The sequence below is a fragment of the Streptomyces sp. NPDC031121 genome (assembly GCF_055570615.1).
Genome location: NZ_JBVIGV010000007.1, coordinates 112,508 through 133,235, shown reverse-complemented (window position 1 = coordinate 133,235; position 20,728 = coordinate 112,508). Strand labels below are relative to the sequence as shown.

Annotated in this window: 21 protein-coding genes; 10 read left to right on the top strand and 11 right to left on the bottom strand. The window is 76.4% G+C overall.

What is annotated here, in order from left to right:
• Positions 1–207 precede the first annotated feature (207 nt).
• A complete protein-coding gene (locus ACZ462_RS14770; RefSeq protein ID WP_467806426.1) occupies positions 208–996 on the bottom strand; it encodes a class I SAM-dependent methyltransferase in 789 nt (262 codons plus the stop codon).
• A 199-nt stretch (positions 997–1,195) separates the two neighbouring features.
• On the opposite strand from ACZ462_RS14770, the gene ACZ462_RS14765 reads away from it, so the two are divergent.
• Positions 1,196–1,558: a cupin domain-containing protein gene (locus tag ACZ462_RS14765; RefSeq protein ID WP_467806427.1), complete on the top strand. Its 363-nt coding sequence runs from the start codon at positions 1,196–1,198 to the stop codon at positions 1,556–1,558.
• Positions 1,559–1,619: 61 nt separating this feature from the next.
• Here the strand turns inward: ACZ462_RS14765 and ACZ462_RS14760 are convergent, their stop codons facing one another.
• Positions 1,620–1,910 carry a hypothetical protein gene (locus ACZ462_RS14760; RefSeq protein WP_467806428.1) on the bottom strand — a complete coding sequence of 97 codons (291 nt, stop codon included), beginning with the start codon at positions 1,908–1,910 and terminating at the stop codon, positions 1,620–1,622.
• Positions 1,907–2,509 (bottom strand): RNA polymerase sigma factor, encoded by a 603-nt coding sequence (locus ACZ462_RS14755; protein WP_467806429.1) that lies wholly within the window; start codon positions 2,507–2,509, stop codon positions 1,907–1,909. Before ACZ462_RS14755 ends, ACZ462_RS14760 begins: the two co-directional genes overlap by 4 nt.
• A 341-nt stretch (positions 2,510–2,850) precedes the next feature.
• On the opposite strand from ACZ462_RS14755, the gene ACZ462_RS14750 reads away from it, so the two are divergent.
• The 4 genes from ACZ462_RS14750 to ACZ462_RS14735 all read left to right on the top strand — a co-directional run bounded on the left by ACZ462_RS14750 (position 2,851) and on the right by ACZ462_RS14735 (position 7,916).
• On the top strand, positions 2,851–3,207 hold the full coding sequence (locus ACZ462_RS14750; RefSeq protein WP_467806430.1) for a hypothetical protein: 357 nt from the start codon (positions 2,851–2,853) through the stop codon (positions 3,205–3,207).
• 77 nt (positions 3,208–3,284) lie between these two features.
• Positions 3,285–5,402 (top strand): DUF4139 domain-containing protein, encoded by a 2,118-nt coding sequence (locus tag ACZ462_RS14745; RefSeq protein ID WP_467806431.1) that lies wholly within the window; start codon positions 3,285–3,287, stop codon positions 5,400–5,402.
• Positions 5,403–5,410: 8 nt separating this feature from the next.
• Positions 5,411–7,024 carry a mucoidy inhibitor MuiA family protein gene (locus ACZ462_RS14740; RefSeq protein WP_467806432.1) on the top strand — a complete coding sequence of 538 codons (1,614 nt, stop codon included), beginning with the start codon at positions 5,411–5,413 and terminating at the stop codon, positions 7,022–7,024.
• Between the two features lie 160 nt (positions 7,025–7,184).
• Positions 7,185–7,916 (top strand): hypothetical protein, encoded by a 732-nt coding sequence (locus ACZ462_RS14735; RefSeq protein WP_467806434.1) that lies wholly within the window; start codon positions 7,185–7,187, stop codon positions 7,914–7,916.
• 62 nt (positions 7,917–7,978) lie between these two features.
• On the opposite strand, the gene ACZ462_RS14730 is transcribed toward ACZ462_RS14735, so the two are convergent.
• Positions 7,979–8,623 (bottom strand): dihydrofolate reductase family protein, encoded by a 645-nt coding sequence (locus ACZ462_RS14730; RefSeq protein WP_467806435.1) that lies wholly within the window; start codon positions 8,621–8,623, stop codon positions 7,979–7,981.
• A 220-nt stretch (positions 8,624–8,843) separates the two neighbouring features.
• Here ACZ462_RS14730 and ACZ462_RS14725 point away from each other — a divergent pair, with 220 nt between their 5' ends.
• Entirely contained in the window at positions 8,844–9,212 is a 369-nt protein-coding gene (locus ACZ462_RS14725; RefSeq protein WP_467806436.1) for a DUF6233 domain-containing protein, read from the top strand.
• A gap of 17 nt (positions 9,213–9,229) precedes the next feature.
• Here ACZ462_RS14725 and ACZ462_RS14720 read toward each other — a convergent pair whose 3' ends face one another.
• The 4 genes from ACZ462_RS14720 to ACZ462_RS14705 all read right to left on the bottom strand — a co-directional run bounded on the left by ACZ462_RS14720 (position 9,230) and on the right by ACZ462_RS14705 (position 15,290).
• Positions 9,230–10,438 (bottom strand): FAD-dependent oxidoreductase, encoded by a 1,209-nt coding sequence (locus ACZ462_RS14720; protein ID WP_467806437.1) that lies wholly within the window; start codon positions 10,436–10,438, stop codon positions 9,230–9,232.
• A 102-nt stretch (positions 10,439–10,540) separates the two neighbouring features.
• Positions 10,541–11,488 carry an NmrA/HSCARG family protein gene (locus ACZ462_RS14715; RefSeq protein ID WP_467806438.1) on the bottom strand — a complete coding sequence of 316 codons (948 nt, stop codon included), beginning with the start codon at positions 11,486–11,488 and terminating at the stop codon, positions 10,541–10,543.
• 130 nt (positions 11,489–11,618) lie between these two features.
• Positions 11,619–12,350, bottom strand: coding sequence for a sporulation protein (locus ACZ462_RS14710; RefSeq protein WP_467806439.1), 732 nt, complete (start codon positions 12,348–12,350; stop codon positions 11,619–11,621).
• A gap of 72 nt (positions 12,351–12,422) precedes the next feature.
• Positions 12,423–15,290, bottom strand: coding sequence for an ATP-binding protein (locus tag ACZ462_RS14705; protein WP_467806440.1), 2,868 nt, complete (start codon positions 15,288–15,290; stop codon positions 12,423–12,425).
• A 219-nt stretch (positions 15,291–15,509) separates the two neighbouring features.
• Here ACZ462_RS14705 and ACZ462_RS14700 point away from each other — a divergent pair, with 219 nt between their 5' ends.
• Together ACZ462_RS14700 and ACZ462_RS14695 are read left to right on the top strand one after the other, a co-directional pair.
• Positions 15,510–15,869, top strand: a complete 360-nt coding sequence (locus tag ACZ462_RS14700; RefSeq protein WP_467806441.1) for a VOC family protein — start codon at positions 15,510–15,512, stop codon at positions 15,867–15,869.
• 63 nt (positions 15,870–15,932) lie between these two features.
• Positions 15,933–16,385 (top strand): iron chaperone, encoded by a 453-nt coding sequence (locus ACZ462_RS14695; protein ID WP_467806442.1) that lies wholly within the window; start codon positions 15,933–15,935, stop codon positions 16,383–16,385.
• 24 nt (positions 16,386–16,409) lie between these two features.
• Here ACZ462_RS14695 and ACZ462_RS14690 read toward each other — a convergent pair whose 3' ends face one another.
• The 3 genes from ACZ462_RS14690 to ACZ462_RS14680 all read right to left on the bottom strand — a co-directional run bounded on the left by ACZ462_RS14690 (position 16,410) and on the right by ACZ462_RS14680 (position 18,599).
• Complete coding sequence (locus tag ACZ462_RS14690) at positions 16,410–17,303, bottom strand: IS982 family transposase (protein ID WP_468252108.1); 894 nt, start codon at positions 17,301–17,303, stop codon at positions 16,410–16,412.
• Between the two features lie 153 nt (positions 17,304–17,456).
• Positions 17,457–17,582, bottom strand: a complete 126-nt coding sequence (locus tag ACZ462_RS14685; RefSeq protein WP_467807989.1) for a hypothetical protein — start codon at positions 17,580–17,582, stop codon at positions 17,457–17,459.
• 144 nt (positions 17,583–17,726) lie between these two features.
• The gene (locus tag ACZ462_RS14680; protein WP_467807988.1) at positions 17,727–18,599 is read right to left on the bottom strand and encodes a helix-turn-helix domain-containing protein; all 873 of its coding nucleotides are present in this window, start codon (positions 18,597–18,599) and stop codon (positions 17,727–17,729) included.
• Positions 18,600–18,774: 175 nt separating this feature from the next.
• On the opposite strand from ACZ462_RS14680, the gene ACZ462_RS14675 reads away from it, so the two are divergent.
• Both ACZ462_RS14675 and ACZ462_RS14670 read left to right on the top strand, forming a co-directional pair.
• Positions 18,775–19,857: a lactonase family protein gene (locus ACZ462_RS14675; protein WP_467807987.1), complete on the top strand. Its 1,083-nt coding sequence runs from the start codon at positions 18,775–18,777 to the stop codon at positions 19,855–19,857.
• Between the two features lie 343 nt (positions 19,858–20,200).
• Positions 20,201–20,689 (top strand): lamin tail domain-containing protein, encoded by a 489-nt coding sequence (locus ACZ462_RS14670; protein ID WP_467807986.1) that lies wholly within the window; start codon positions 20,201–20,203, stop codon positions 20,687–20,689.
• The last annotated feature ends 39 nt before the right edge of the window (positions 20,690–20,728 follow it).

Here is a 20,728-nt window from a genome sequence, read left to right as displayed (position 1 = left end):
GCCCCGGCGGCGGGGCCCGGCCCGGGATGCGGCCCGCCCGCGTGGGCCGGCCGGTCGGCACACGCCGCCCGCCTGAGCCAGGCCGGTCAGCGGCCCGCCCGTGGGCCGGTCCGCGGCAGGTCCGACCGATGTCGCGTCGGGCGCTTCCCGGGAAGGGGGGCGGGTGCGGCGCCCCGACGGACCGCCCCGCCCCCGCCCGGCGTGGCCTCAGCGGGGCGGGCGCCTGCCCTGGGCCGTCCAGGCCCGGGCGGACAGGGTGATCGACCCGTCGGCCGCGGCGGGCAGGGTCGACCTCAGCCGCTCCCGCAGCAGGTCGCGGCGCGCCTCCGGCAGGGAGGCCAGGTACGAGGGCGCGGGCCCCTGCCCGCCCCGGAACGGCTCCCAGTAGTCCGCGAAGTCCCGGAATCGGGTCGGCACCGCGATCTCGCCGACGGTGACACCGGCCCACCCGGATCCGCGCAGCAGCAGCCGCAGCGGTTCGGGCGCGCACAGCGGGAAGCGGGCGCGCTCGTCCAGCGGCGCGGCGTCCGCGTCCAGTGCCGCGGCGGCCTCCCAGAAGTGCCGCAGGAGCCCCATCCCGCCCTGCGTGTAGTCCCACACGTACACCGCGGCCAGGCCGCCGGGGCGCACCACCCGGAGCATCTCGGCGACCGCACGGGCCGGGTCCGGCACGAAGTTGAGGACCAGTCCGCTGACCGCGGCGCCCGCCGCCCCGTCCGGTGCGGGCAGCCGGCGGGCGTCGGCGCGCACGAAGCCGGCCCTGGGGTCGCCGATGGTCCGGCGCGCGTACCGCAGATAGCTCTCCGACGGATCGGCGCCCACGACCCGGGCGGGGTCCGCCGCCTCCAGGACGGCGCGGGTGACGGCGCCCGTACCGCAGCCGACGTCCCACCAGGCGACGCCTGCCGGCACGTCCAGCCGGCGGGTGAACTCCTCGGCCACGCACCGGCTCCACCGGCCGATGTACGGCTCGTACGCCTCGCCGTCACCCCACACGGGCGACCACCCGCTCCCGTACGGCCACCGTCCGGAGACGGGGGCGGTCCCGGACCGCCCGGAACCAGCATCCCCCGCCCCCGGCGCCGGGGCATCCGGTACGCCGCGCACCGGCCGCCCGCGCCCGCCTGGCGCGGCCCGGCCGCCGCGGCCACGCTGGAGAGGGGGCACCGCTGCACCCGTAGGAAGCGAGGCGGCCATGACGGCGATGACACGGGGCGACACACCGGTGGCGGTCGAAGGCGACGGCGTCGAACTCCGCACGCAGCCGGCCGGCGGCGACCTCTCCGTCGCGTTCGTACGGCTGCCCGGAGGGGCGGACCTCCGCCCGGCGCTCCAGGGCATGCCCGACGACCTGTGCCCCTGCCCCCACTGGGGCTACATGCTCAAGGGCCGGCTGAAGATGGTGACGAAGGGCGGCGAGGAGGTCTACGAGGCGGGGCAGGCGTTCTTCTGGCCGCCCGGCCACGCCCCCGTGGCCCTGGAGGACTGCGAGTACGTGGACTTCTCCCCGACGGCGGAGTTCGCCGCCGTCCTCGACCACATCACGTCCCGGTCCTGACCCCCGGCCCGCCGGCCGCCCTGTCCCCGTGGGGAGGGCGGCCGGCGGCGGGGCGGCGCCGTCAGGAAGGCCGCGACGGGACGGTGAGCGTGCAGCGGCCGTTCTCACAGGAGCGCCGGAGGCGTCCCCGCGAGACGGTCTGCACGAGACCGATCGTCCAGCACATCGGGCATCCCCTGAGTGCCACCAGCCCCACGGGCAGGAGCAGCAGGGCGAGCGGGCTGACGGTGAACGCCAGGGCCGCCCCGCCGATCAGGGAGCCGAAGCCGACCGCGCCGCGGGCCAGGTGCCGGGGCAGGGACGCGCTCGCGTAGTCGGGTCCGCCGCCCTTCCCGGTCGTCGCCGTCTTCACCGTCCGCCTCCCGCCTGTGTGCCGTTGACGCCGTTCGCACCGGGCACGCCGTCCATGCCGTCCATGCCGTCGGCGTCGTCGAGCCGGTTCCGGACCGCGGCCCGGGCCCGGTGCAGCCGCGACTTCATCGCCGCCGTGCCGATCCCGAGCGCGTCGGCGACCATCCGCCCGCTCAACCCCTGCACGTCCCGCATGATCAGCACCTGGCGCTGCTCCGCGGGCAGCGCGGCGATCGCCGCCGCCACACGGCCCGCCTCCAACCGCCGGAGGGCCTCCTCCTCGGCGGAGGGCCGGACCTCGTCCGGCAGCGGTGCGAGGTCCCGTCCGATCGTCCGGGCCCTCCGCAGGCACTCGTTGCGGACGATGCGGAACATCCACGACGCGAGGGCGCCGGACGCGCGGAGCGTCCCGATCTTCCGGTACAGGATGATCAGCGCTTCCTGAGCGGCGTCCTGCGCGTCCTCGGGTGTGGCGCACAGGGAGCGGGCGAACCGCTGCACGTTCGGGTGCGATCCCGACACCAGCGCCGTGAGCGAGTCGACGTCGCCGCGCCGGGCGGCCGCGACCAACTGCTCACCGGGCCATGCGTACTCAGCCACGCGTCCGCCCCCGCCTGCGCGACACCGCGTACACGCACGTGCACACGAGCACCGCTCCGACGGCCACCGCGATTCCCACCATCATGTTCTTCCTCCGGCTTCCTGGTCCGACGGCTGTCGGCACGTGTACAAGAGGCGCCGTCCGCCGAAAAGGATTCACCGGCCGGCCGCGTGACCGCCGGTGACAACCGATCGGCCCGGATCCGCGTCCTTCCCGCTGAGCCGACTCCCCGCCCGGGGGGCCGGAGCGGTGCGGCACTCGGAGGGACGCCATCAGCAGCACGTACACCCACACCCCGGCCGTCGGCGGCCCGGGCGCCCGCCGCCGGGGCGGCATCGGCATGCTCCTGCTGGGCGTCGCGGCGGGTGTGGTGCTGAGCATCGCCGTGCTGGTGGCCGCGTCGTGGCCGCGGACCGAGGTGGTGTACCGCAGCGCCTCCCCCGCGTCGCTGCCCTACGACGGCTCGCCGTACTTCCTGAGGATGGAGCACGTCGAAGACCTGTCCGGGGACGACTCGTACCGGATGGTGATCGGCAGGGAGCCCGACGCGTCGTACGGGCACTGGCTCCCCGTCGAGACCTCCATGGGCGCGGAAGGCATCCGGTCCGCGACCTGGACGGAGTCGGAGGTGCGCATCCGCTTCGCCACCGGTCACGAGCTGTCGGTACCGGCCGGTGCCTTCACGGGCGGCAGGTGAGCGGCACCGCCGGAGGCGCCGGTACGGCGGGTGGGTAGGCTTCGCTCAGCACGGACGCACGTCGGGGGGCAGGACGTATGACGGCTCGGACCGCACGGTGGGAATCGGCCCTGGATTCCGTCGTGGTGTACGCACAGGGCGCACTCTGCCGCCGGCTCGCCCGCGGCACCGTACCGCCGGACGGACGGCTGCGGGTGACGGGGCTGCCCCGCTCGCTGGACCCCGGTTCGCTGCGGGCCCGCGTCCTCGGCTCGTCCCCCGTGCGCGTCGTGGAGGCGCGGGTGGAGGTCGAGGCGGAGCCGGCCGACCCCCGCACTCCCCGCGAGCTGCGGCGCGAGGCCGAGCGGTTGCGCGACCGGCATGCGGCCGTGCGGGCCCGCCGGGACCGGCAGCTGGCGCTGATCGAGGAGGCCGGCAGCCTGCACCCGGCACCGCCGCCGGCCCGCCGGCGCGAGGAGGCGCAGCGGCGGACGCCCGTCGAGGCGTGGCTGGAGCTCGCCGACTTCGTGGACCGGCGGCTGGCCGCCCTCCAGGCGCGCCTGGCGGAGCTGGAGGAGGAGCTGCTGCGCGCCGGGCACGAACTCGCCGTCGCCGAGGACCGGCTCGCCCGCGCCTCCGGCGACGCACCGCAGCCGCACGTCGACACCACCGTGTCCGCCGTCCTCACACTGGCCGGCACGGGTGCCGGCGGGGCCGGCGCGGATGCCGGGGCCGAGGTCGCACTGGAAGTGGAGTACGGGGTTCCGGGTGCGGTCTGGGTGCCCGCGTACCGCCTCGCCCACCGACAGGGAGACGACACGGGCACGCTGGTGCTGCGCGCCTCGGTCGCCCAGCGCACCGGCGAGGACTGGAACGGCGTACGCATCGCGCTGGCCACCTCGGACCTGCGGCGCCGCACCGACCTGCCGCGGCTGCACTCGGTCCGGATCGGGCGCCGCCAGCCCGCGCCCGCGCCGTCCGGCTGGCGCGAGCCGCCGGCGGGCCTCGCCGACCTGTTCGCCGGATACGCGGCCGCGGGCCCCCGCCCGACCCCGCCGGCCCCCGCACCCGCGGCTCCGCGGGCCGGCGCGGCCACCGGCCCCGTACCGTCCCTGCCGCCGCCCCCGATGCCGGTGCAGCCGGTCCCGCAGGCCTACGGGGCGCCGCCGCCGGCGATGCCCGCCCCGGCCGCCGCGCCCGCCCCCGCTCCGCCCGGCTTCGGCGGCGGCGCCCCCGACTTCGCGCCGCAGGTCCCGGCGCGGCCGGCCGCCCGGCGGGCGCGCACCGGAGCCCCGGCCGCCCCGCCGGCCCCGGGCGGACTGCCGCCCGGGGCGCCCGCCGCGCCGGCGCCGGCCGCGGCACCGCCCCCGCCGGTCGGCCCGCCGCGGCCGAGCGGGGCGGAACTGGACTACTCCGCGCTCGTCCTCGCCGGTGCCGAGGACGTTGCAGCCCGCCGGGGCAGGCTGTTCCCCGGCGCCCCCTCCGACCCGGTGGGCGCCGAGCAGCGCCGGCGCGCCGAGGCGGTGGCCGCGCTGCCGCTGCCGGGGCACGCCGTACGGCCCCGCGAGTCGGCCGGCTCGTTCGACCACCGCTTCGACGCCGCCGCCCGCGCCGACGTCCCCTCGGACGGCACCTGGCACACCGTCACCGTCGGGGAGATCCCGCTGGGGCTGCGCACCGAGTACCTCTGCGCGCCGTCCGTCGAGCAGACCGTGTACGGGACGCTGGTGCTCTCCAACGCCACCGGCCAGGCGCTGCTCGCCGGGCCGGTGGAGGTCACCGTCGACGACGAGTTCCTGCTGACCGCCGCGCTGCCCACGCTGGCGCCCGGTGCCGTCTCCCGGCTCGGCCTCGGCCCCGCCGAGGGCGTCCGCGTCACCCGGCGCACGAACCTGCACGAGTCGGCGGCCGGGCTGCGGGGCGGCACCACCGTCCTCGACCACCGCGTCCATGTGGAGCTGGCGAACCGGCTCTCCAGGGCCGTCACCGTCGAGGTCCGCGAGCGGGTTCCGGTCACCTCCGACCCGGACGTCCGGATCGAGGAGCGGGCCGACTGGGCGGTTCCCGACGCCGGCACGGAACCGGAGCAGCACGCCCCGGGCACCCGCATCTGGCGGGTGGAGCTGCCGGCCGGCGGCACCGCCGCCCTCGACGGCCGCTACGAGATCCGCATCCCGGCCGCCAAGGCCCTCGTCGGCGGCAACCGCAGGAGCTGACACACGCCATGCCACACGACACGCCCGACGACACGCTCCGCGCCGCGTCGCACGCCGCCTCCCCCGCCCCGGCCGGGGAGCCGATCGCCCTGCCGGTCACCGCCGTCACCTGCCTGGAGGACCGCGCCCACATCGAGCGCACCGCCGTGGTCGACCTCGAAGCCGGGGTGCAGCGCCTGCGCCTCGGCCCGATCAGCGCCCTGGCGGTCGACCGCACCCTCCACGCCGAGCTGGCCGCCGACCGGCCGGCCGGCGTCCTGGACGTGCGGATCGTCCGTACGTGGACGCCCCGCGGGCCGCTGCCGGCCGCCGACGACTCGGCGCTGCGGCAGCGCCTGCACGCCCTCGAAGCGGAACAGGTCTCCGTGGAGCACGAGCGGGACCGGCTGCACGTCCGCCTCGGCCTGCTCGGCAAACTCGCCGACCGCCTGCTGCGGGAGATCCGCGAAGGCGCCGGCGCCGGCGAGAGCGACCCGGACCGCTGGGCGCGCGAACTGGACCGGGTCGACGCCGAACGCGACACGCACGGCGAGCGGCTGCGCGTGGCGCAGGCGCGGCTGGCCGCGCTCGACACGGAACTCGCGGACGTCCGGCGGGGGCTGGCCGCCGCCGAGGAGCAGCCGGCCGAACTGGTGGCCCACGTCGAGCTGACCGTCCGTGCCTCGGCGGCCGGTCCTGCCCGGCTGCGGCTCGTCCACCTCACCGCCTGCGCGCTGTGGCGGCCCGTCTACCGGGCCGTGCTGGAAGGCGGCTCGCTGACGCTGGAGAGCGACGCCATGGTGTGGCAGCGCACCGGTGAGGACTGGTCGGGCGTGCGCCTGACCCTGTCGACGGCCCGGTCCGCGCTGGCGGCCGAGCCTCCGCGGCTCGGCGAGGACCGGCTGGTGCTCACCGAGCGCACCGCCGCCGAACGCCGCACGGTCGAGGTGGAGCTGCGGGAGGAGGAGGTCGCGGAGCTCGGCCCGGCGCCGGTGCTGGGCCTGCCGGGCGTCGACGACGGCGGCGAGACGCGCGTGCTGGCCGCCCCCGCACCGGTCTCGGTGCCGTCGGACGGCCGCGCCCACCGGGTCCCGCTGTCGTCGTTCACCGCGGACGCTGCCTCCGAGTACGCCGCCTCGCCCGAGCTGTCACCGCTGGTCACGCAGGTGGTCCGGTTCGCGAACCGGTCCGGGCACGCCCTGCTCGCCGGGCCGGTGGACCTCGTGCGCGGCAGCGGTTTCGGCGGCCGGGGCACGCTGGAGTTCACCGCGCCGGGCGCCGCCGCCGAACTCGCCTTCGGCAGCTGCGACGACCTGCGGGTGGTGCGGGAGGCCGAGGAGTCCCGCGAGTCCGGCGGGATCATGCAGCGGACGGTCGTCACCCGCACGGTTCGGCTGCACCTGTCCCGGTTCTCGGCCCCCGGCGAGCAGGGCGGGCGGACCGTCGCCGTCCGCGAGCGGATCCCGGTCTCGGAGATCTCCGCGGTGGGGGTGCGCCTGCGCAAGGAGGCCTGCTCCCCGGTCCCGGACACGGTCGACGCCGACGGCATCGCCCGCTGGGACGTGACCCTCCCGCCGGGCGGCCGCCGCAGCATCACCCTGGCGTACGAGGTGTCGGCGACCGCGAAGGTCGCAGGCCTCTGACCGTGCGGGTGCCCTGTCCGGCACCGGCGCCGGCTCTCCGCGGGCCCGGGCGTCCTCGCCGGGTCCGGGCGCCGCTGCGCCCGGCCGCCCTCCGGGGCCTGCCTGCGGCGGTCCGCCGCATAAGCTCGCACCGGCACCCCCTATGACCGAGGAGGATCCGATGAACCCCGCCGGGGAAGGGCCACTGCACCTGGACGCGGTCAGCGTCCTCAACGCGAAGACCACGCTCGTCGGGCTCCTCGGCCGGGCCGGTATCCACCCCGGCGACGCCGAGGAGCTGATCGGGCTCGTCTCGGCCGGGGCGGTCGCCGTCGCGGCCGCGGAGGTCGCGGGACGCGCGGAGGACGCCCCGGCGGCGAAGGGCGAGCCCTACGCGTCCGGCTGGCTCGACGGCGCCCGCACCGTCACCGACGCCCTCGGCGGGATCGCCGAGCGGATGCTGCGCGACGCCGTCGGCGCCGACGCGCCCGGGGATCCCCTGGAGGCGCGCCCGCCCGCCGGCCGGATGGAGCTGGAGCGGGCGAAGGTGGCCGTGCTGTCGCTGTACCCGTCGTTCGCCGAGGAGTCCGACCTCGACCCGGACGTCTCCGGGCCGGTCCTCGCGGCCGTCCTGGGCACCATGAGCACGCGGCAGCGGACCGGGTACGCGGGGCGGCTGGACGCGTTCGCCGCGGAGCACCGGGCGCGGCTGGAGCGGATGTACGCGCAGTACGGCCCGGGCAGCCCCATCGCCATCCACGGCCGCTACTCCCTGCTCCACTCCCCCGCCGGCATCGCCGTGCTGGAGCGCCTGCTGGCGGAGCCGGCGGCGCTGCGGGAGGAGTGGGAGGCCGCCGAGCTGCCGCCCGCGTGGCTGGAGGGGCTGACGACCGCCTGGGGGCCGTCCGCGTAGCGGCTCCGCCGCCCCTCGGCGGGGGCGGCGGAGCAGCCGGGGGGCCTCCCGGTCGGCCGTCGTCAGCCGCCGTGGGGCAGGCCGCGGTCGGGTGCGCTCATGTCGCCCGTGGCGGGGACGCCCTCGGCGAGGCCGTAGCGCAGGTACACCGTGCCCTTCGGGCCGGCCGCCGGGGGTGCGAGCAGCGTGAGGTTGGTCGGCACCGCGCCCTCGGCGAACACCTTCTTCCCGACGCCGAGGACGATGGGGTGCACCCAGAGGTCGAGGCGGTCGAAGAGCTTCTCGCGCAGGAGGGTCTGCACAAGGTCGAGGCTTCCGACGACCTTCACGTGTTCGTGGCGGTCGCGGATCCCGCGCACGGCGGCGGCCAGGTCCGGGCCGAGCTGCGTGGAGCCGGCCCAGGAGAGGTCGGGGGTGCCGCGGGAGGCCACGTACTTGGGGACCCGGTTGAAGAGCTCGGCGATCGCGCCGTCCTCGCCGCCCTTCTGGTGGGGCCAGTAGGCGGCGAAGATGTCGTAGGTCCGCCGGCCGAGCAGGAGGGCGTCCGTGCCCTCGTACGCGGCGCCGATCTGCATGCCGGCGGTCTCGTCCAGCAGGGGGGCCTGCCAGCCGCCGAACGGGAAGCCGTCCGGGTCCTCGTCGGGACCGCCGGGCGCCTGCCCGACGAGGTCGAGGGTCGCGAACATTGCGATGCGGATGAGGCCCATGGCGTGCTCCGGGGTGCGAGGTGGTGGTCTCCGTCCCAGGGTGGACCGGCGGGCGGCCGCGGACTCATCGGTGTGGCGGAGGCGGGTTCGAAACCGAAATCGAACAGGTTTACGATTGGGGGGTGAGTACGTACGACCTGCTGTCCGCCCCTCGCGTCGGGGGCCTCTCGGCCGCCGGCGCCGCTGCGCCGTGCGCCGGGCGCCGGCGGGGGGTGTGACGGTGGGCGGCGGGCGGGACACCGGGTGGCTGCTCCCGCCGGACCTGGCCCGGCTGAAGACCCTGGAGCGGTGGTGCGAGCTGCTGCTGGAGCTCGTCCGGGAGCGGATCGGCGAGATCGAGACCGCCGGACGCATCGCGGAGGCCGCCGCTGCCAGGCCCGTGCCGGCCCCGGTCGTCGAGTGGCAGATCCAGTACGGGATCGGCGCCTCCAACACCCCCATGCTGATCCACACCGGCGACTGCACCCTGGTCTCGGGGCGGACCCGGCCCGCGACCCGCGCCCAGGCGGTCGACGCCCTGCGCCACCCGCAGGTCGAGCCCTGCGGCGTCTGCGACGCGGGCAGGCTCCTCGGCGCCGGCGACCCCTGAGGCGGGCGCATAGCCGGCTACCGGGCGGGGAGGCGGAAGCCGTTGAAGAGGCCGTCCATCCCGCGCAGGGCCAGGCGGTCGGGGACGGCGCGGACCGCGGCGTCGCGGGCCGCGGCCGCGAGGGGGTGGCGGAGGGCGCCGAGGCGGCCGACCCGGCGGGCCCGGACGCGTACGGCGTCGGTGCGGTCGCGGCGGGCCGCGGTGTAGGCGGCGAGGGCGGCCGGTACGGGGTCCGCGAGGCCGGCGGCCCCCGGCGCGGGATCCGGCGCGTCGCCCGCGGGGAGGAGGTGGGCGAGGACCACCGCGTCCTCGATGGCCTGGCAGCCGCCCTGCCCGAGGTTGGGCGCCATGGCGTGGGCGGCGTCGCCGATCCAGGCGATCCGGCCGTGGTGGAGGCGGGGCAGCGGGGCGGCCAGGTCGTGGAGGTCGTTCTGCAGGACGTCGGCCGGATCGAGGCGCCGTACCCGTTCCAGGAGGGCCGGTATCGGGTCGTGCCAGGAGCCGAAGCGGCGCAGGAGTTCCGCGCGGGGGTCCGCCGACCGGGTGCCGGAGGGGGCGAGCGCGGTGGCGTAGAGGTAGAAGCGGCCGTCGGACAGCGGGGTGATGCCGAACCGCTCGCCGCGCCCCCAGGTCTCGCTCATGGCCCGGATCCCGAGGTCGGGGGCGTCCACGATGGTCCGCCAGGCCGTCTCGCCCAGGTAGTGCAGGCCCGGGTGGTCGGGGAAGTACGTGCGGCGCAGCGGGCTGCGGATGCCGTCGGCGGCGACGACGAGGTCGGCGGGGAGGTCCGCGCCGCCGGCCGTGCGGACGGTGGGGCGGCGGCCCCCGGCGCCGTCCACGGAGGTCACGGCGGCCCCGTACCGCAGGGCGCGGGGCGGGAGGGCGGCGGCCAGGGCGGCCGTGAAGGCGGGGCGGGGGACGGCGATCGGGGGCGTGCCGTAGCGGGCCGCCATCGCGGCGGTGCCGGCCCCGGTCAGCCGGCGGCCGTCGGAGCGGCGCACGCCCATCGTGTCGGGTATCGCGCCGCCGGCCGCGCGGGCCGCGTCGACGCCTATGGCGTCGAGGGCGCGGAGCGCGTTGGGGGCGAGGCCGATGCCCGCGCCGGTGGCGGGCGGCTCGGGGGCGCGTTCGCAGACGGTGACCTCCCAGCCGCGGCGGTGCAGGGCGATGGCCGCGGTGAGGCCGCCGATTCCGGCCCCGACCACCACCGCGTGGCGTATCGGCATGGGACACCCTTCGGTCTCGGAGGCCGGGCCGCGGCCCGCGCGGGGGACCGCCCCCGTCGGGCAGGTTACGTCATCGGCGGGGGCGGGGGTCCCGTCCCGCGGTCAGGACAGGTCGAACCGGTCGCGGTGTGCGGTCAGCCAGGTCCGGAAGTCCTGGAGGCCGGGGTGGAGGGCGCGGACGGCGGCCAGGTCGCGGGCGGCGGTGAAGGCGTGCTCGCAGTCGGCGTAGTACTGGAACATGTTGCCCGCCTCGTCGGCGCCGGGGAATCCGAGCGCCCGGAAGGCGTCCGGGGTGAGCGGCCGGTAGCGGAAGGGCTGCCCGAGCACGTCCGTCATCGTGGCGGCCATCTCGGCGACGGTCAGGTGCTCGCCGGCGATGCTGACCGTGGCGGCGATGAAGTCGGTGCCGCCCTTGAAGACGGCCAGGGCGGTCTTGCCGATGTCGTCGACGGCGATACCGGAGAGGCGGCTGTCGCCCATGGGGTAGGCGAGTTCGAAGGTGCCGTCGTCGCCGCGCTGCGGGGCGAACATCGACAGCAGGTTCTCCCAGTAGAACGTGGTCCGCAGGAAGGTGGTGGGGACGCCGTCGTCGGTGAAGAAGTGGTCCGCCTCCGCCTTGGCGTCGAAGTGCGGGACGTTGTACGAGCCCTGGAGCACCGGCATCCGGCCGTCTCCTGGCGGGATGCACTCGCGGGTGTCCTCCAGCGTGGACCAGATCGCGTGCTGGATGCCGACGTGCCCGGCGGCCCGGGAGAGGGCCTGGGCCTGCTCCTTCTCGTGGGCCGCGGACATGTGCTCCCAGAAGTTGGTCACCATGAAGGCCCCGTAGGCGCCTTCCAGGGCGGCCCGCAGGCTTGCCTCGTCGTCCAGGTCGGCCCGGACGACCTCGGCGCCGAGCCGTTCCAGCTCCCGGGCGCGGTCGGAGTCGGGGTGGCGCGTCACGGCGCGCACCGCGAAGGTGCCGTCCCCGTCGGCCAGGACGGCCCGGGCCAGCGCCCCGCCCTGCTGCCCCGTCGCGCCGAACACGGTGATGGTCCGCCTGCCGTCCATCGCCAGCACCTCTTCCCTGCCGCAGCCACCCTCGGAACCTGCAAGCGAAACCTACGGTCGGGCGGCCCCGCAGCCGCGCCGCACACGCCGCCGTGTGGTCCGTTCCGGTGACGGCCGCGGGCAGCCGGGGTCAGCGCGGCGGGAAGACGTCCCGCAGGTAGGCCTCCAGACGGGCGGTCAGGGCGGTGTGGTCGGCGGTCTCCTCGTGCCGGAGGGTGAGCGGCGCGACGGTCGTCCCGGGGCGTACGTCGATCTCGTCCGGCAGGACGGCGAGGAGCAGCTCGACCGTGTCGAGCCCGTACCCGGGCGGGGCGGACAGCTCGATCTCCTGCCACCAGTGCACGTCCTGCCGCGAGCCCAGGGCGATGCCCGGCTTGACCTCGGCCTCGTCGAAGCGGAATCCGAGTTCGGCGAAGGCTCGCAGGACGGCGGCCTGCGAGGGCAGGGCGTGGACTTCCATCCCGTCGAGGTCGCTCCGGTCGACGGCCTTGTCGACGGCGAGTTCGGTGCGGACGGCGCAGTAGGCCCCCTTGAGGGGGCGTCCGTCCGCATGGGTGAGCGGCACGGCCAGCGGGAGGGGCAGGGAGAGCCGCTCGGTCCGGACCTCGCCGGCCCGCAGCGTGAAGGGTCCGGGCAGCTCGTACCGGGCGACGGGGTGCAGGTACGCGGACTCGGTGATGTGGCTTTCGAAGCGGACCACCAGCTCCGCGGTCAGCCCCTCGATCCGGACGTCTGCGGCGCCGCCGCGCAGGGTGACGGTTCCCGTGACCTCCTCGCCCGGCAGGTACCGCGTCCGGTCCAGTTCGGTCTCGACCTCGGGCGCGCCCACGCCCAGCGCGCTGAGCAGCTTGCGGAATGCCATGGCGGCTTCTCCCCCTGTTGCGTCGTGGTGCGGCTCACCGTAGCCGCCGGCGCCCGGCGGCCTGCCGGGGGGTCAGCGCGCCGCGGCGGGGCCGGGCCGGAGGCCGAGGGCGTCGAGGGCGGCCGCCCCGGCGGCGGCGTGGCCGTCTCCGGCGAGCAGGAGGGTGCGCGCCGCCTGGTAGGGGCAGCCGGCGGCGGCGAAGGCGTCCGCGGTGGCGAGGAGCCGCTGCCGGTCGCCGTCCAGGAGGGCCCGGGCGCGGTCCGTGAGGGCGGTCGCGACGGGGTTGCCGGTGACGAGGTCCCGGGCGGCGGCGATACGGGCCCCGGCCTCGGGGTGTCCGGCGAGGACCGACGCTTCGGCCCGGAGGGCCGCGTACCAGTGCAGCCAGACCCAGCAGACCCATTTCCACACGGATTCCGGTTCGGGCGCGGTCCGTTCGAGTGCTGCGGCCGGGTCGCCGCGGTGGAGCAGGACGATGCTGTCGAAGACGGCTCCGTGGCCGTGCCGGTGGTCCTCCTCGGCGCCGGCGCGGTCGGCGATCGCGAGCCATTGGGCGCGGGCGCCGCTGTCTCCGCGCAGTCCGTGGACCATGGCGACGGAAGCGGCGGCGGGGCCGAGGGAGAAGGAGCGCTGCCGGCCGGTCTGCTCCCAGGCGTCGAGGAAGCGGGGGCTGGTGGCGAGGACGTCGTCGGCGCGGCCGGCCAGGGCGTCGGCGACGAGCAGCCAGGACGTCGCGTGGTCGCCGGCCTCGGCGAGGAGGGGCCGGCCGGCGAGGCGCGCTCCCCACTCGCGGGCCTGCGGCAGTTCGCCGGCGCCGACGGCGGTGGCGGCGGCCATCGCGAGGGCGTCGACCAGTTCGTGTGTGGCGGCGGGTGTGGTGGCGGGGTCCCGGTCCAGGAGGCCGATGCGGTGCCGGGCGGCGGCGGCTGCGGCGAAGGAGTCGCCCGCCCAGCTCTGCGCGCCGGACAGTGCGTCGAGCGCGGCGGACTGGGCGGCGGTGTCGCCGGTGCGGCGGGCGAGGTCGACCGCCCGCTCGGTGGCGGTCACGGTGTCCTCCGCGCTGTTGTCGGCGTCCCCCTGGACGGCGCCGAAGGCGTCGGCGAGGACAGCCGCTTCGGCGAGCGCCACGGCTGCCGCGGCGGCCGGATCCCCGCCGGCGGCGGCGGCCTGCCCGCGGGCTTCGGCGAGCAGGGCCCGCGCCTCCTCGGCGGCGGGGATCCGTTCGAACGTGCTGGAGAAGCGGTAGGCCACGGTGGCGGCGGCGGCCAGGTCGCGGGCGGCCGCGGCATGGTCGCCGGCCCGGCGGGCCGCTTCGCCGGCGGCCCGGTGCAGCCGGTACATGTCGTCGCCCAGCCGGCGGCAGCCGGCGACTCCGGCCGCCTGCCGCAGGGCGGCGGCCGCACCCGTGTCGTCCGCGGCGAGCCCGGCCGCCTGCTCGTGGCGCTGCTGGGCCTCGCCGAGCATGTTGCGGGTGAGGGCCGAGCCGGCGAGGGCGTGCGCAAGGCGGTGGGCGTCGGCGCGGTGCTCCGGCAGGCTGGCGGCCCACGCGAGGGCTGCCCTGAGGTCGTCGGCGACGGCGTCGAAGCGGGCCCGCCACGCCGCGCCGCCCTGCGGTGCGCCCGGGCCGGCGGCGGGCGGACCGGGGGCGGAGCCTCCGGCTTCCGATGCGCTTTCGGCGAGGGCAGCCGCGGCGTCCAGGCACCAGGCGAGGTGGCGTTCCCGGACGCCGGCGAGTTCCCCGGTGTCGGCGAGCCGCTCGGTGCCGTACTGGCGGATGGTCTCCAGGGCGTGGTAGCGGGTTCCGCCCGCGGAGGCCGCCACGGTGAGCAGGCTCTGTTCGGCGAGCCGTCCGAGGCCGTCGGGGACGGCCGCCGGATCCAGCGGGGCGAAGCCCGCCACGTCGGCCGCGTCCTGTGCCGTGAACGGCACGACGAACGCGGACACGCGCCGCAGCAGGGCCCGGTCCTCCGGTGCGAGCAGGTCGTGGCTCCAGTCGAGGACGGCCCGCACGGACCGGTGCCGGCCGTCGGCGCGGGGCCCTCCGGCGAGGATTCGCAGCTGGTCGGAGAGGCCGGCCGTGAGGCCGTCGAGGCCGAGCGTGGACCAGCGGGCCGCGGCCAGTTCGATCGCCAGGGCCATGCCGTCGAGGCGCTCGCACAGAGCCACCACGAGGTCGTGCTCCGCCGGGTCCGGGGCCCTTCCGACCGCCGCGGCCCGCTCCAGGAACAGGGCGGCCGCCTCCGACCGGCCGCCTCCGACACGGGACAGCGGCGGGACGGGGAAGAGCCGTTCGAAGGGGACCATGAGCCGGGCGCGGCTCGTCGCCAGTACGTGGATGCCGGGGCAGGCGGTGAGCAGCCGTTCCAGGAAGGGGGCGACTCCTTCGCGTACCTGCTCGCAGTTGTCCAGGACCAGCAGCGCCCGGCGGTCCGCGAGGGCCGCCGGGAGCACCTCGTCGAGGCTGCGGCCCGGCTGCTCGCCGACACCGGTGGCGGCGGCGACGGCTGCGGCCACCCGCCCGGGGTCGGTGACCGGGACGAGGTCGGCGAAGTACACGCCGTCCGGGAAGTCGCCGGCCGCCCGGGCCGCGACCGCCAGGGCGAGGTGCGTCTTGCCGATGCCGCCCGGGCCGACGGCCGTGACGAGCCGGCCCGCCGTGACGGCCTCGGCGAGTTCCGCCTGCTCCCGCGCCCTCCCCACGAACGCCGTCAGCGGGACGGGCAGCGCGGCCGCCGCGGGGCGGGCCGCCGGACCGGCGGGCGAGCGGCGGGAGAGCGCGCGGCGGTCGGGGAGTTCCAGCTTCCGCAGCAGGGAGGACACGTGCGACTCGACCGTGCGTACGGAGATGAACAGCCGGGCGGCGATCTCCGCGTTGCTGAGGTGCTCCCCGAGCAGGTCGAGGACTTCGGCTTCGCGGGACGAGATGGCTGGCGTGGTCACCGCACCATTATCCGATGATCTTCCTTGACTCCCGGCGGGGAGAACCGGGTTCCGTGCGGCTGGCACCGCCGCGTGGACCGCGGTGCTCTCCGTGGTGCGTTCCGTGGTGAGCACGGAGGCGGTCCGCAGGCCTGCCGGGGGAAGCTGGGGTCACAGCGAGAACGGGCCCGCCGGACGCACCGGACCGGGCCGATCCGACCCGCGAGCCAAGGAGTTGCCGTGACGACCGCTTCCGACCACCAGGGAGTCCGCACCGTACTGGTCCCCGTCTCCGACCTCGGGCAGGCCAAGGCGGTGTACACGGCCCTGCTGGGCGTCCCGCCGCAGGTCGACGCCCCCTACTACGCCGGTTTCGAGACCTGCGGGCAGCACCTCGGGCTGCTGCCGGCCGGCGGTCCGCAGGGCCTGACCGCGCCGCTGGGCTACTGGCACGTGGCCGACATCGAGGCGAAGCTCGGCGAGTTGACCGCGGCCGGCGCGACCGTGAAGGACCCGGTCGGCGACGTCGGCGGCGGCCGGCTGACGGCCACCGTCATCGACCCCGACGGCAACCTCGTCGGCCTGCTCCAGGACCGCTGAGCCCGCGCAGGGCCGCACCTCCGCAACCCACCACCCACACCCACACCCCAGGAGCCGTATCCCATGAGCGCCACCGAGAGCACGTCGTACGCCGGTTTCACCGCCGAGGAGCGGGCCGCCATGCGGGACCACGCACAGGAGATGAAGAAGGCCGCCCGCCGCGGCTCGGCCGCGGAGAAGGCCGCGGCGGCCGAGCGCGACGTCCTCGCGAAGATCGCCGACATGCAGGAGTCGGACCGGGTGATGGCCGAGCGCGTCCACGCGGTGGTCAGGGCGCATGCCCCGGAGCTCGCCCCGAAGCTGTGGTACGGCATGCCCGCCTACGCCCGGGACGGCAAGGTCGTCTGCTTCTTCCAGAGCGCCGAGAAGTTCAAGGCGCGCTACGCAACCCTCGGCTTCAGCGACCAGGCCGCACTCGACGACGGCCCCATGTGGGCGGCCGGCTTCGCCCTCACCGAGGTGACGGACGAGGTGGAGGAGCGGATCGCCGCCCTCGTGAAGCGGGCGGCGGGCTAGACGAGTAAGTCCGAAGTGCTCGGTTCAGTGGTCGTAGGCGATCAGGGATCGGGTGAGTGGTGTTCCGTTGGCCCGGTTGTGCCAGATGGCTGCGGTCAGTGTGAGGATGCGTTGTCCGACGCGGGCCAGGACCCCGGCAGGGGTCCTGGCTCCGTGGCGTTCGAGGTCGAGTTGGCCTTTGAGGGTGTCGTTGACCGACTCGATCAGCTGCCGGATCGGTTTGAGGAGATGCTCGCCCGGCCGGGGCTTGCGGTTGCGGTAGCTGGGCCGCAGCAGGGTCAGGCCGTACTTGGCCATGAGGGCGTCCAGGTGCTTGGAGACGTAGCCCTTGTCGCCGACGATCGTCTGCCCGGGGCGGCCGGCCAGCAGGTCGGCGTCGCCGGTGAGCATGTCGGCCAGGACTTCGCGTTCGTCGATTTTGGGGTTGGCCAGGGCCCAGGCGACGGGCAGGCCGCCGGGTGTGCAGAGCAGGTGCAGGCGCAGGCCCCAGAAGAAGCGGGAGTGGGAGGGGCAGTAGCCGTAGCCGGCCCAGCCGGCGAGGTCGGAGCGTTTGGCGGTGGGGCGTGAGCGGGCGCATTCGACGGGGGTGGAGTCCACGATCCACATGTCGTCGTGCCATAGGTCGGTGTCCCGGGCCAGGGTGCGGATGAACCGGCTGATCAGTGTGTTCGCTGCCCGCAGGCGCTTGTTGTAGCCGGACTGGCCGGGCAGGTAGGGGAACTCGGCGGCCAGGTGGCGTCGGGCGAACCGTAGCCAGCGGGCTTCGGAGGCGAACCCGAGGACAGCCTGCATGACTGCCAACGTCAACAGCTCTGCGTCCGTCAGCCTCGGCGGCCGTCCTGCCCGCCGCGTTCCTGCCAGAGAGTCATCGATCTTCACGTACAGTGCTGTCGCGAGGGTTTCGAGGTCTGTCGTCACAAACGGATCAACGAGACCCTCGCTTCATGCGCCACAAGACTTCGGACTTACTCGTCTAGTGCTGTGACCGGCGGGACGGGTTCGGAGGCGGGGCCGGAGTCCGCTCCCCCGTGGCGGACCCCGGCCCCGGCCCCGGGCCCGGGCCCGGGCCCGTCAGCGGCGGTCCGTGCCGCCGCCGTCCTCGCGGCGCCTGCGGCTGCGGCGCCCGAGGACGCCGGCCGCTCCGACCGGCGCGCCCGTGAGCGCGCCGGCGACGAGGATCCGCAGCAGCTCTTCCATCGGCCGCTCCCCCGTTCCGCGGGCCGGGTGCCCGTTCGGCGACGGAGGCGACACCAGGGCCTGTCCGGCGGGTCATGGCCGGGCCCGCCGGACAGACCCTAGTGGCCGCGGGGGCGGCCTGGCTTGGACGAATTTGACCTCGCCTCAGAGAGTGAGCGCCCCTTCCGCGAGCCGGGCCGCGGCGATCCGGCCGGGGGTGGTGGCGGCCAGGGCGCGGAACTCGCGGTTCAGGTGTGCCTGGTCGTAGTAGCCGCAGGCGGCGGTCACGTCGGCGGGGGTGGCGTGTTCGCCGGTGAGCAGGCGTACGGCCCGCCGGAAGCGCAGCACGCGCGCGGACGCCTTCGGGGTGAGGCCGACCTGCTGGGTGAACCGGCGGACCAAATGCCCCTGGCTCCAGCCGACATCGGCCGCGATCCGGCCGATCGGGACCGTGCCGCCGCTGCGGCGCAGCAGCCGCCACGCCTGGACGACCTCCGGGGCAGGCACGGGGCCGGTGTCGAGCCGCGCCGTCAGTGCGGCGTCGAGCAGGTCGAACCGGGTCGTCCAGCTGCGGGTGGCGGCCATCCGGTCCACCAGGAGCCGTGCCTCCGGCCCGAGGACGTCGCCGAGTCCGACGGCCCGGTTGGTCAGCTCCCCCATGGGCAGGGCGAACAGCCGGTAGGCGCCGAGCGGCGTCAGCTCCAGGCGGATCGCCTCCTGTCCGCCGGGGTGGTCGCACACGCGGGGCCCGTCCTCCAGGCCCACCACCAGCGCGCCGGTGGCCCGGCCGGTGAGGCCCGTGTCGTCCGCGAGCCGCCGCACCTGGGCGAACGGCTCGCCGAGGTTGATGAGCAGCACGGCCCGGCCGGTCGGTACGAGCCGCACCCGGTAGGGCGTGGCGGCCGCCTCCCAGTAGCCGGCGTAGCTGTGCAGGAACGGGCGCAGGTGAGCGGGCCACGGCCGGGTGACCCGCCATCGGCCGCCCATACGGGTCATCCGGACTCCGCGGCCGTCCGCGCCCGTCTCCCCGGTCAGCATGTACGCCCTCCCTCTGCCTGCCGCGGCCCCGCCCCGTCCGGTCGGCGGCCCCGGCCCGAGCCCCCGGTCCGCTTCAGCATTCCAGACGCGCCGGAGGTCCGGTCAACAATCCGGACATCCGTATTGTCCTGTTATCGTCCTTCCCGACTCCACAGGCGGCGGGAAGGACACTTCGGTGGACGGCGGCGCGAGCACCACTGACCACGGCGGCGGACCGCGCGGACGGCGCGCCTACATCGGGTCGTTCACCACGGGCGGCGGCCGCGGCATCACCACCGCCGCGGTGGACCCCGCGACCGGGGCACTGGCCCCCGCCGGCTCCGAGAACGGGATCGTGAACCCGGCCTGCCTGGCACTCGGCGGCGCGGGGCGGTTCCTGTACGCGGTGAGCGACAGCGACGACGGCGAGGGCGTCGTCGCGGCCTACCGGACCGCGGCCGGCGGGCTCGTCCCGCTCGGCCGGCCGGCACCGGTCGGCGGGCGCGGGCCCACCCACCTCGGCCTGGCCGGCGACCGGCTGCTGACGGCCCACTACGCCTCCGGCAGCGTGAGCAGCATCCGCCTCGGCGCCGACGGCAGCCCGGCCGGCGACCCGTACGTCCTCGCCCACGAGGGCTCGGGCCCCGACCCGGACCGGCAGAGCGGGCCGCACGCCCACCAGGTGCTGGCCGACCCCTCGGGCCGCTGGGTCCTCAGCGTCGACCTCGGCACCGACTCCGTACGCGTCTGCGCCCTCGATCCGGCGACGGGGGCGCTCCGGCTGCACGCGGAGACGGCCCTGCCGGCCGGGAGCGGGCCGCGCCACCTGGCGTTCCGTCCCGGCGGGGATGCCGCGTACGTCGTGCACGAGCTGGAGCCCCTGCTGACGGTCTGCCGCTGGGACGCGGCCGCCGGCCGGCTCGATCCCGCCGGCGAGGTGCCGCTGGGCTCGGCGGAGGCGGCGGGCGCACGCGAGTACCCGTCGGTGGGCCTGGTGTCGGGCGACGGGCGGTTCCTGCGGGTGGCGGTCCGCGGCAGCGACCTGCTGCACACGTTCGCGCTGCCCGCCGACTCCGGGGAGCCGCGGCTCCTCCAGACCGTGCCGTGCGGCGGGAGTTGGCCGCGGGACCTGGCGGCCGATCCGTCCGGGCGGCGGGTCTACGTCTCCAACGAGTGGTCGGGGGACGTCACCTGGTTCGAGGCGGACCTCTGGACCGGCCGGCTGACCCGCTCCGGGCAGGTGGACGTCCCGGCCGCCGCCTGCGTCGTGTTCGCCTGATCCCGACGGCACCCCCAACGGCGCGGACCCCCTGTTACGAGGCGGCCCGCCCGTTCGGCGTACGCCGCCGCGCGGCCGGGGGCCGGCCGTCCGGCCGGCGGGCCAAGCGGCGGGCGGGCCGTGGCGCGGCCGCACCCCGGAGCCGTCAAACGCGGTTGACCCTTGTCCGCTACACGGGAGCGTTACGGAAATGTCCGCATAGGGAAACACGCGCCCGAGATGCGGCGTCCGCGGGTGGGACGTGGCCAGAGTGTGGCCCCTCGGCACGATGCCGGGAACCGGACGGAGTCCGGCCGGTGCGCACGCACCCGGTCCGGGCTCGCCTTTCGAAGGAGCCACCCCCATGTCTGCTTCCCTCCCCGCCCGCCGTCTGCTCGCCGCGGTCCTCACCGCCGGCTCCCTGGTGGGCGCGACCGCGCTGCCGGCCGCCGCCCACGACGACGACCGGCGCGACAGCCGTGCGGCCCGCTACTCCCCGCTCGCCATCGGCGACGTGCAGCACGAGAGCCGCAGCCGCAGCCGCGGCCGCACCGTGAACGACCTGAACCGCGAGTGGGTCGAGGTGAGGAACAACGGCCGGCAGGCCGTGGACCTGCGCGGGTTCACCCTCACCGACCGCGAGGGCAACCGCTACCGCTTCGACCGCCTCCGCCTCGACGGCCGTTCCAGCGTCCGCGTCCACACCGGCCAGGGCCGCGACACGCGCACCGACGTCTACCAGGGCAGCCACCGCCGGATCTGGGACGAGCGCGACACCGCCACGCTGCGCGACGCCCGCGGGAACATCGTCGACACCCGGTCGTGGGGCGGCCGCGAGGCCGGCCGCCGCTGACCACCGCCCCTCCCGCTCCGCCGCGCTCCCCGGGGGACC

Coding starts and splice junctions, on each gene's coding strand:
- ACZ462_RS14765 (WP_467806427.1), top strand. CDS start 1,196: ATGACGGCGATGACACGGGGCGACACACCGGTGGCGGTCGAAGGCGAC.
- ACZ462_RS14750 (WP_467806430.1), top strand. CDS start 2,851: ATGCTCCTGCTGGGCGTCGCGGCGGGTGTGGTGCTGAGCATCGCCGTG.
- ACZ462_RS14745 (WP_467806431.1), top strand. CDS start 3,285: ATGACGGCTCGGACCGCACGGTGGGAATCGGCCCTGGATTCCGTCGTG.
- ACZ462_RS14740 (WP_467806432.1), top strand. CDS start 5,411: ATGCCACACGACACGCCCGACGACACGCTCCGCGCCGCGTCGCACGCC.
- ACZ462_RS14735 (WP_467806434.1), top strand. CDS start 7,185: ATGAACCCCGCCGGGGAAGGGCCACTGCACCTGGACGCGGTCAGCGTC.
- ACZ462_RS14730 (WP_467806435.1), bottom strand. CDS start 8,623: ATGGGCCTCATCCGCATCGCAATGTTCGCGACCCTCGACCTCGTCGGG.
- ACZ462_RS14720 (WP_467806437.1), bottom strand. CDS start 10,438: ATGCCGATACGCCACGCGGTGGTGGTCGGGGCCGGAATCGGCGGCCTC.
- ACZ462_RS14715 (WP_467806438.1), bottom strand. CDS start 11,488: ATGGACGGCAGGCGGACCATCACCGTGTTCGGCGCGACGGGGCAGCAG.
- ACZ462_RS14710 (WP_467806439.1), bottom strand. CDS start 12,350: ATGGCATTCCGCAAGCTGCTCAGCGCGCTGGGCGTGGGCGCGCCCGAG.
- ACZ462_RS14695 (WP_467806442.1), top strand. CDS start 15,933: ATGAGCGCCACCGAGAGCACGTCGTACGCCGGTTTCACCGCCGAGGAG.
- ACZ462_RS14685 (WP_467807989.1), bottom strand. CDS start 17,582: ATGGAAGAGCTGCTGCGGATCCTCGTCGCCGGCGCGCTCACGGGCGCG.
- ACZ462_RS14680 (WP_467807988.1), bottom strand. CDS start 18,599: ATGCTGACCGGGGAGACGGGCGCGGACGGCCGCGGAGTCCGGATGACC.
- ACZ462_RS14670 (WP_467807986.1), top strand. CDS start 20,201: ATGTCTGCTTCCCTCCCCGCCCGCCGTCTGCTCGCCGCGGTCCTCACC.